At 63.6% G+C, this 9,027-nt stretch carries 9 protein-coding genes; 2 read left to right on the forward strand and 7 right to left on the reverse strand.

The annotated features are described in order from the left end of the window. Nucleotide 1 precedes the first annotated feature (1 nt). The 6 genes from ON44_RS29135 to ON44_RS29160 all read right to left on the reverse strand — a co-directional run bounded on the left by ON44_RS29135 (nucleotide 2) and on the right by ON44_RS29160 (nucleotide 5,672). On the reverse strand, nucleotides 2–862 hold the full coding sequence (locus tag ON44_RS29135; RefSeq protein ID WP_040695724.1) for an MlaE family ABC transporter permease: 861 nt from the start codon (nucleotides 860–862) through the stop codon (nucleotides 2–4). After that, nucleotides 859–1,047 carry a hypothetical protein gene (locus ON44_RS29140; protein ID WP_040695727.1) on the reverse strand — a complete coding sequence of 63 codons (189 nt, stop codon included), beginning with the start codon at nucleotides 1,045–1,047 and terminating at the stop codon, nucleotides 859–861. Before ON44_RS29140 ends, ON44_RS29135 begins: the two co-directional genes overlap by 4 nt. After that, nucleotides 1,047–1,271 carry a hypothetical protein gene (locus tag ON44_RS29145; RefSeq protein ID WP_040695729.1) on the reverse strand — a complete coding sequence of 75 codons (225 nt, stop codon included), beginning with the start codon at nucleotides 1,269–1,271 and terminating at the stop codon, nucleotides 1,047–1,049. Before ON44_RS29145 ends, ON44_RS29140 begins: the two co-directional genes overlap by 1 nt. 387 nt (nucleotides 1,272–1,658) lie before the next feature. Then, entirely contained in the window at nucleotides 1,659–2,552 is an 894-nt protein-coding gene (locus ON44_RS29150; RefSeq protein WP_040695731.1) for an NAD-dependent epimerase/dehydratase family protein, read from the reverse strand. Between the two features lie 29 nt (nucleotides 2,553–2,581). Continuing rightward, nucleotides 2,582–4,321 (reverse strand): hydroxysqualene dehydroxylase, encoded by a 1,740-nt coding sequence (locus ON44_RS29155; RefSeq protein ID WP_245567377.1) that lies wholly within the window; start codon nucleotides 4,319–4,321, stop codon nucleotides 2,582–2,584. 232 nt (nucleotides 4,322–4,553) lie between these two features. After that, nucleotides 4,554–5,672, reverse strand: coding sequence for a serine hydrolase domain-containing protein (locus ON44_RS29160; protein WP_051182566.1), 1,119 nt, complete (start codon nucleotides 5,670–5,672; stop codon nucleotides 4,554–4,556). Between the two features lie 315 nt (nucleotides 5,673–5,987). Here ON44_RS29160 and ON44_RS29165 point away from each other — a divergent pair, with 315 nt between their 5' ends. Then, complete coding sequence (locus tag ON44_RS29165) at nucleotides 5,988–6,794, forward strand: carboxymuconolactone decarboxylase family protein (RefSeq protein WP_040695733.1); 807 nt, start codon at nucleotides 5,988–5,990, stop codon at nucleotides 6,792–6,794. A 590-nt stretch (nucleotides 6,795–7,384) separates the two neighbouring features. After that, nucleotides 7,385–8,725, forward strand: coding sequence for a helix-turn-helix domain-containing protein (locus ON44_RS29175; RefSeq protein ID WP_040695735.1), 1,341 nt, complete (start codon nucleotides 7,385–7,387; stop codon nucleotides 8,723–8,725). Between the two features lie 57 nt (nucleotides 8,726–8,782). Here the strand turns inward: ON44_RS29175 and ON44_RS29180 are convergent, their stop codons facing one another. Continuing rightward, nucleotides 8,783–9,001: an MbtH family protein gene (locus ON44_RS29180; RefSeq protein WP_040695737.1), complete on the reverse strand. Its 219-nt coding sequence runs from the start codon at nucleotides 8,999–9,001 to the stop codon at nucleotides 8,783–8,785. Nucleotides 9,002–9,027 lie beyond the last annotated feature (26 nt).

Below are 9,027 nucleotides of genomic sequence, written 5' to 3' on the forward strand. Positions count from 1 at the left end.
CTCAGATCACCTTCGCCGGGAAGAGCGTGTTGTAGATCTGGGTGATGATGATGTTGGTCGCGAACAGCATCAGCGCCGAATTGACCACCGCCGCGTTCACCGAGTTGGCGACCCCACCCGGACCGCCCTTGGTGTGCAGTCCGATATCGCAGGCGATGATTGCGGTCAGCGCCCCGAAGATGGCCGCCTTGATCAGTGCGATCACCAGATCGTTCGCCACCGCGAAGGAGGCGAAGGTGCTGATGAACGAACCCGCCGTGCCGCCCTGGGCGTACACGTTGAACATATAGCCGGTGGCGAAGCCGACGAACACCACGAATCCGCACAGCAGAATGCTGACCAGGATCGCTGCCAGCAGTCGCGGCGCGACCAGTCGGCGCACCGGGTCGACGCCCATCACCATCATCGCGTCGATCTCCTCACGAATGGTGCGGGAGCCGAGATCCGCGCAGATGGCCGAACCGACCGCGCCCGCGATCATCAGCGAAGTGACCAGCGGCGCACCCTGCCGAATGATGCCGAGACCACTGACCGCGCCGATAAAGGTCGTCGCACCAACCTGATTCACCAGGGCACCGACCTGGATAGACACGACAACGGCGACCGGGATCGCGACGAATACGGTCGGTGCGGCGGAGACGCTCGCCATGAACGCGCACTGCTTGATGAACTCGTGGAATGGGAAGCGGCGCACGAACATCGCGCGCAGCATCTCGACGAAGGCATCGCGCATGAGCCGAACCTGGCGCCCCAAGGTCTCCAGCGACCGCTGCGGATGCCGTTGCCACAGGCCCTTCAGATCCTCGAGGGCGCGCTCTAGATCCGTCGGCTCAGTGTGTCTTTCGGTGAGTCGAGTGCTCATGCCGACTCGCTGAGTTGATGCTGGAGCAAGACGAGGAGATAGCCGACCACGGCTATACCGGCGACGGCAGTGCTGAGTACGGCGAGCCAGAGCCCGAACCGCAGCACCGGATTGACTTTCATACGCCCCCCGAGGATCTTGACGCCGATCACCAAGATGTCGATGAGCCAAACCAAGATCATCATCAGGTCATGCACACATTCGAGAAGGTGAGCACCGGCCAGCACACGATCGAGCCGAGGAAGGATATGACCACGTCGATGCCGTGCATGCGGTGCAGATGGCTGGTGTGGGTCAGCGTCCAGATGAGGCCGACGAGCCCGTATGGAATGGCGAGAATGATGATGGTGCCGAGGAATTCGGAGACCTTCATCTCGTAGCTGAATATTCGATCCAGCTTCTTGAGCATGCGCCTGTGTCCTTTCCCCCGCCGCCTGAGCAGCACAGCCGGACACACGCCGGGGCGAGGAATCGCTGCGGCGCGAGTGCGGCCGATCACGCTGCGATCGGTCGGGTATGGGTGCGTATGTTACGCACTATTCCTTCGATTGCGGAAGAACTTCAGAACACTTAGTTCGGCGAATCTCGATAGAGAACCCAGTACAGCCCGCTAGACTCTGCACATGATGATGAGAATAGCGAGTAACATAACTAATCGCTGACTTCCTGGGGGCCAGTTCGAAGGCAGGAGCGTCCGATGACGAGCCACGCGGCTATCACGACAGCAACGGACCGACGGCCGATCCGTGCTGCCGCATCCGCAAGTAGAAGAACCGGATCCGAGCCGGACGAACCGCTAGCCCGAGTAGGCGTGCCACATCTGGTGGACGATCGCCTCGATGTCGGAATGCTTTGGTATCCAACCTAATTGGCCCATTGCCTTCGTCGAATCCCCGACCGAGGAACTCGGCTCCGGCACCGCTGGGCGATGGGTGAGCGCCACACGTCGTCCCGACACCCTTTCGACAGCGGCAACCACCTGGCGGACGCTCGTGCCCCGGCCGCTACCGATGACATACCGCTCGGTCAGGCCCGGCGGTGGCAGGTGTTCGAGCCCGGCAACGAAAGCATTCGCGGCATCGGAAACGTGCACATAGTCACGGACCGTCGTGCCGTCGCCGTTGACCTCCAACGACTCGTTCCGCGCCGCAGCGCTGAGCACCCGCGGGATGAGCCGAGTGGGATCCGGATCGCAGCCGCCCGCCACATTCAACAGCCGAAGCACAACAGCGGCGGCATCGTGGGCTTCGATGGCTGATTCTGCCGCCAGTTTGCTGTTTGCGTAGGGGCGAGGCGGGTTATCGGGCAGATCCTCGATGATCGGCCGGCCGCTCACATCGCCGTAGACAGCACCGGTCGAGGCGAATACGAGCCGGGCTACCCCGGCGGTCGCCATGGCATCGAGCAGGGCGATGGTCCCGCCGGTGTTGACCCCGAAGTATCGGAGAGGGTCGGTCATCGACTCCCGCACCCGGGTCAGCCCGGCCAGATGACACACCGCATCTACGCCGTCGACAGCGCGTCGAAGCGCGACGGGGTCGAGCAAGTCGGCAACGCGAATCTCGGCGGCATGCACGATGTTCGGCCGCTCCGAATGCACCATGGCGACAGCATCGTGCCCAGCCTCCGTCAAGGCCGCAACGACAGCTGTGCCCAGGTAACCCGCCGCTCCCGTAACAAGTACGCGCATGGCGCGAGCCTATGGAAGGTCCTGGTCGGCTACCGGATCGGGTAGCGACGGTCGATGATGTCGAACATATTGGGTTGGCCCGCTTTGTAGAGTTCGCGGTCGACGAGTTTCAGGGGTTCCCAGAGTGGCATGGTGAAGCGCGGCGTGATGGTGGCCAGTCCGGCTGACGAGCCGGAGGCGTGCAGGATGGCATTGGCGGCGAGGCGGCCGCCTTCGTTCGCGCCCTCCATACAGGCGACATTCATGCCGGTCTTGATCCAGTCGCCCGCGAGGAAGAGGTTATCGATCGCGGTGGCGGCGTCGGGACGGTCGGACCACGAGCCTGGATTCTGGATGAAAATAGCGTCGCTGTAGGCGATTTCGGACGTGCCCGCGTCGGTGAGGGCCGGGTCGATCATCCAGGAGTGCAGCATATCGTCGGCGAGCTGGATTTCGCCGTCGTCATTGACATGCGCCTTGATCTGGGCCCATGTTTCGCGGGCGATCTCCTCGGGGGTGCACTGCTTGGCGGTCTTGCGGTTGAAGGTGCCCGGCTCCTCCCATTCGGAAATGATGGCGGACAGCACGTCCTGAACACTGCCGTCGCCGTAGGTGGTCAATGGCCGTCGCCAGAACTGGGCTTCGCTGATCGAGGTCAGGCCCCATGGCGCGTCGTTGTAGCCGACGTGACCATTGGCCAGGTCGGCACGTTTGCGCAGGAAGAATTGGATGCCGACCATCCAGGCGGCCTGCAGGTTTCGGATGCGCTCGAGATTCGGATCGGCCGCCGCCATATCGTCGGTGAGTACATCGGGGAACTTGTCGAGCGGGATTGCGGAGAGGTAGTAGTCGGCTTCCACCCGATGACGCGCGCCGCCCTGGTCGGTCACGGTGGCCGAGGTGAGGTGCGCACCATCGCTGTCGAAACCCGAAAGGCGCTGGCCGAGTTGAAAAGTCACGCCGATCGAGCGCAGATAGTCGATCCACGGATTGATCCACGCCTCGCTTGTCGGGCCATTGAGCACACGGTCATTGCCCTTGCCGTCGCTGTCATTGTCGAGGTTCAGCACCGACCACACGTATTCCTCACCGACCAGCCCGATCGAATGTGCGCTGCAGTTACGGGATTTGGTGGCGACGAGCTCACGGATGAAGCCGTCGCCGAGGAAGCGGTTGTATTCCGGGGACGAGTTGTCCAGGCGCGCGAAATCGGTCCAGGTCATCCGCTCCCACTGGCCCAACTTGCGCTCGGTGCTGCTGGAGACATAGACGGCCAAGCGCTCCGCGGCGAAGACCGCTTCGTGCAGCGGCAGCCGGAACAGCGATTCGAAGACCGATGCGACGGAGTCGATGAATCCCTTGGGGGTCATCGGGAATTGCGAGAACGGCAGTGGGAACGGCAGAGGAACGGTGAGATTGCGCCGGTCCATGCCCGCGATCATGGCCGCATTGAGTCGGACCAGGTTGTCCCATACCCCGTTCACATTGCCGGGGAACGGGATTCGGCGCAGCGTATCGGGCAGATTGTGATAAAAGCCGAAGAAGCTGCGGAATCCGTGTTCGCCGGGTAGGTCGGCGGCGTAGATGCTGCGGGTCTTGCCGCCGAAAGCGCCGAGCTTCTCGTAGACCGTGACCGCGAAACCGCGTTCGGCCAGTTCGTGCGCGGCGGTCAGGCCCGCGGGACCCGCACCGAAGATCGCCACGGATCGACCGGGCTGGGCGCTCGCCCGACCGCCGGTGGGCGCCAATGTCATGGCGGCGACACCACCGGCCACGGCGGCGTTCCTCATGAATGTTCGTCGCGACTGCTTGGTCCGCATGCTGAATCTCCCGACCATCCGGCCTGCCACGTCCATGTGAGCCGCGCACAGGCGCCTGCGATGTCGCAAGATGTTACTGACTATTCTGACGCTTTGTGAGCGTTTCTCAGATGTAGATGCGACCGAAACAGCATGCCGAAATAGTCCAAGATCGGCCGCGCACGGCTAGGTGTGCCCACAATCATGTTGATACTAATTCTCTTCACGGACACAAGGCGTGTTCGAGCATGGCGGTCTGATCGGGCAATGATTCCGGCGGCTTGGTGTAGGCGTAGGTCACTGCCCGGCCGTCCAGCGTCGCGCCGGAGACCGTGAGAAAGCCATAGATGCCGCCGGTGTGCCCGACATACTCTGCGCCGCACGGCAAGTGCGTGGATCCGACGCCGAGTCCGTAGGACATATCGAGCATCCCCATCGGCACACCGTCGCGCATCTCCCGCAACTCGGCCGCGGGCACCACCTGTCCGGCCAGGAGTGCCTGGTAGAAGCGATTCAGATCGTCGCCGGTGGAGACCATTGCGCCCGCACCCCACGGCACCGAAGGTTCGATGCGTGACACATCGGTGACGACGCCGTCGATATCGGCGTACCCCTTGGGATGTGGGCCCCGGATATCGAGCTCGCCTGGCGCGGGCAGGTAGGTGTCGTCGAGCCCCAGCGGCTTCAGGATCCGCCGATTCAACTCCTCGACATACGCCGCACCCGTGACCCGTTCGACCAGTACATCCGCCACGATGTAGTTGGAGTTGCTGTACTCGAACCGCGCACCGGGCGCGAAATCTGCTGGTCTGCTGAGGATTATCGCGATCTGCTCGGCGGGCGTCATGATCCGCCCGGCCAGCGCCGCCTGATACTCGTCGACACGCGGGTCATCGGTGAGCTCGGGCAGACCGCTTTGGTGCCGCAGTATCTGACGCACGGTGATCGCCCGCCCATCGATCCCCTCGCCCCGCAACAGCCCCGGCAGATACGTATCCACCGGCTCATCGAGCCGAATCTTGCCCTCCGCCACCAACTGCAACACCACCGCACTGGTGAACGTCTTGCTGATACTGCCGATTCGCACCCGCTGCGGCGGCGCCGCCGGAATCGGCGCACGAGTACCGATATCGGCTACACCACTGGTGAGGGTGACCGTCTTCCCGTTCTCGGTCAAGGTCGCGATCATCCCCGTGACCCCGCCCTCGACCGCGCGATCGATATCGCCCTGCACCACCCGAATCCGCTTCGCCGAAACCCCCACCGGCGCATCGGGATCCTTGGTACATCCCGAAAGCGCAGCAACCACACAAACAGCAATACCTACCGTCACAAGGCGCATGCCTCGACGCTAGGAACATTCCCCGTCCCGCACATCAGGGGCGCCCCCGGAGATCGCCCCGGGGAGGCCCCCTAGTACCACCGAGTGATCATCTGATGCGCAGACATGGATCGTGCGATGACTTTCGATCGAGGCCGCGCACATCGAGTGAACACAGCACATGATTTGCAACTTGTGCGAGGAGGTCACCGGCTGTGCGACAGCCCTGCCGAACTGGGGGCTACACACCGCGATGCGTCACGACCCCGAGACTCCGGACAGCCGCACGAATCAAGGCTTGCGTTGGAGCGCACTCCAACTTTTAGAGTTCGGGGCATGACCAACACACAGGCCTCTACCAGCAATGATCGTTTCGAGCGCGGACTGGAACTGCTTCGACGGGTCGGTGGGCAGGAGCGGCCCGCGGTGCTGGACAGTCTCGCGGATATCGCGCCGGACCTGGGTCGGCTGACCGTCGAATTCGGGTATGGCGACATTCTGTCGCGGCCGGGGCTGACGTTGCGGCAGCGGCAGTTGGCGACGGTGTCGGCGCTGGCGGCGATGGGAAATGCCGCGCCGCAGTTGCGGTTCCACATCGACGGGGCACTGAATGTGGGGTGCACGCGGGAGGAGATCGTGGAGACGCTGATCCACGTCAGCGTGTACGCGGGGTTCCCTGCGGCACTCAACGGGCTGGGTGCGGCGCGCGAAGTGTTCGACGCCCGTACCGATCTCCCCGCACCGGCCGAACCGGCACCGGCACCGACGGGTGACCGGTTCGAGCGCGGGAGCGCCAAGCTCGCCGAGATCGATGGGCACGCAGGCGAACAGGTCATCGCCTCGCTGCGCGATATCGCACCGGATCTGGGGCGCTACATCATCGAGTACGGCTTCGGCGATATCTACTCACGTACCGGCCTGGACCTGAAGACCCGTGAGATGGTCACCGTCGCCATGTGCACCGCGCTCGGCACGGCGGCGCCGCAACTGGGCGTGCACATCCACGGCCTGCTGAATGTCGGCGGCACCGAGACCGAAGTCGTCGAAATCATCACGCAGATGGCGGGTTACGCCGGATTCCCGGCAGCACTCAACGGAATCACAGTGGCACGCACGGTTTTCGCGGAGCGCTCGGGCGACTGACGCACCTCAGCCGACAGGTAACGCCCGATCGATTCACCTCGGCACCGCGGCAATATCGCCTGCCCCGAGGCCTTACGGCCCATCCCGGTGCGGCACTTCTGCGGATAAGTGCCGCACCGGAACCCCCATCAGGGTCTCGGGTTACCTCTCGGCAGTACGCCGGAAGCAGTGCGCGGAGGCGGCCAGGTATTGGCGGCAGCGGGCACCGTGTCCAGCATGAACGGAGAGGATGAAGCGAGCCCGGTCATAACTGAGGCCCACCGGCTCTTGATTGCAATCGCGGCTCTGTACCAGCCACAATTCCCGGATATCCGAATGCAAAACGTCCATTGTTCACCTCTATCGAAGAGATAAGTGCACCCGGCACCGGCAGCGCCACCGGAACCCGCCGTCAACGCTGCGGATCGGAACAGCGTCGGGACCGTGCGTCGGGTTCCGGAGAGCCGGCACCCCCGAAAGGGTTTGGGGTACAAACCCGGTGCCGGGTACCGCTTCAGCGTGCACGTTGCGATTCGGTGGATAACAGAGCCGAATGCGGTAAATGCGAGTAATTTCCGATTGAATCAGCCTGGTACGAGGGAGCGGGACCTATGGTTGAGGTCGATTGGACCGGCGAAGACGTACTCGCTCTTCGCGTGGCGATGAAGCGAAGTCGCTATGAGTTCGCACGCCTGGTGGGCGTCACCCCGCGCACCGTGATCTTGTGGGAGAACGGCCGGACAACCCGGATGCATGCCGCAAGCAGGCGTTTGCTCGATCGAGTGCTATCGGAGGCCGACTCGGTCGTCGTCGCGCGATTCGAGCGCGCGATCGCGAGTCCGGCGACGGCCCGCGATACCGAAGAGACGAGCCCGGCGCTCGATCGGAAACAGCTCGGTAGGGACATCGGGCTCGACAAGGAAGTCGAGGATGACGACGTGAGAAGGCGATTGCTATTGGCCTGCATCGGTGCGGGCCTGGCCGGTCAGGCGGCCGATATGGTCACGAGCGAACCGGAGAAGATGCTCGCCACCCTGGACGCGGGCTCGATGAGCGAACGGCGGCTCGGCCTGCTCGAACAATCCGTCGAGGCCCTCGGCGCTCGCGTCGTGCAGGTGCCGCCGTACGAGTTGCTGCCGGCCACGCTCGATCAATTCCGCGCGGTCCGTGGCTGTCTCGCGGAGCGGCAGGCGACCCATCATCAAATCCGACTGGTCCGTACGGCCGGGCGCCTGGCGAATGTCGTCGGCGAAATTCTGTTCAATGAGGGACATTTCGGCCAGGCCCGATTGTGGTACACCACCGCAATTCACGCCGCCCAGGACATCGGCGACCGCTATTCCGAGGACATCGCACTCGCCGGATTGTCGTATTTACCAACCTATAGCGATAATCCGAAGGAAGTTTTGAACCTGCTCAGCCCACGCCTCGAAGAAAATCCGGGCAAAGGTCCGGCGGCGGCCTGGTTGTGGGGAATGGCGGCCCGAGCGCACGCCAGCCTCGGCAATTCCGACGGCTTCGCCCGCTGCATCGCGAGATCGGAGCAGGCACTGGAAAATGTTCCCGCGGAACAACTCTCGATCGGCATCTTTTCCTTCCGCCCGGAGAAGCTCGCCTTCTATCAGGCCATCGGCTATTCCCGATTGGGCCGCACCGAGCAGACCGCCCTGGCATCCGAGCGAGCTATCGGGCTCTACGACCCGAGCGAGACCATGGAACCCGCGCTGGTCCGGTTCGAACACGCCACCGCGTTGCTGGCCTCGGGCGAGGTGGACGAGGCCTGTGCGGTGGCGACCCGCGCGATCACCAATGGCCACACCTACGTCGGCCTCACCGTCACCAAGCGGGCGAAACAATTCGATACCGCACTGTCGGGTTTCCGGGGTCGCGCCGTCGCCGATTGGCGTGAGCAGGCTCGGATGATCGTCGATACTCCGCGTACCCGGGCATGAGGGGGTAGGGCGCACCGGTCGGCAGGGGGGATGTACGAACCGGCGCACCCTACCTATTCAGTTGGCCTCGGGCTGCATCGCGGTAATGAGTGAATTGGGACGCATATCCAGCCAGTGGGATTCGACGTACTTCAGACAGGAGCGACGCGCGGCCGCGCCGTAGGCGATGGTCCAGCCGCCGGGGACGGCGGCGAAGATCGGCCACAGCGAGTGCTGTCCTTCGGCATTGGTCAGGACGTAGAACTGGGCGTCATCGTCGTCGAACGGGTTGGTCATCTGGTCGGCCTTCCTGGTGGGAGAGT

The organism is Nocardia vinacea NBRC 16497 (assembly GCF_000308835.1).
GTDB classification, from domain to species: domain Bacteria; phylum Actinomycetota; class Actinomycetes; order Mycobacteriales; family Mycobacteriaceae; genus Nocardia; species Nocardia vinacea.

Excerpts from the sequence above, each read along its gene's own strand:
- ON44_RS29180 (WP_040695737.1), bottom strand. The coding sequence starts at position 9,001 with ATGACCAACCCGTTCGACGACGATGACGCCCAGTTCTACGTCCTGACC.
- ON44_RS29135 (WP_040695724.1), bottom strand. The coding sequence starts at position 862 with ATGAGCACTCGACTCACCGAAAGACACACTGAGCCGACGGATCTAGAG.
- ON44_RS29140 (WP_040695727.1), bottom strand. The coding sequence starts at position 1,047 with ATGATGATCTTGGTTTGGCTCATCGACATCTTGGTGATCGGCGTCAAG.
- ON44_RS29175 (WP_040695735.1), top strand. The coding sequence starts at position 7,385 with ATGGTTGAGGTCGATTGGACCGGCGAAGACGTACTCGCTCTTCGCGTG.
- ON44_RS29160 (WP_051182566.1), bottom strand. The coding sequence starts at position 5,672 with ATGCGCCTTGTGACGGTAGGTATTGCTGTTTGTGTGGTTGCTGCGCTT.
- ON44_RS29145 (WP_040695729.1), bottom strand. The coding sequence starts at position 1,271 with ATGCTCAAGAAGCTGGATCGAATATTCAGCTACGAGATGAAGGTCTCC.
- ON44_RS29150 (WP_040695731.1), bottom strand. The coding sequence starts at position 2,552 with ATGCGCGTACTTGTTACGGGAGCGGCGGGTTACCTGGGCACAGCTGTC.
- ON44_RS29165 (WP_040695733.1), top strand. The coding sequence starts at position 5,988 with ATGACCAACACACAGGCCTCTACCAGCAATGATCGTTTCGAGCGCGGA.
- ON44_RS29155 (WP_245567377.1), bottom strand. The coding sequence starts at position 4,321 with ATGAGGAACGCCGCCGTGGCCGGTGGTGTCGCCGCCATGACATTGGCG.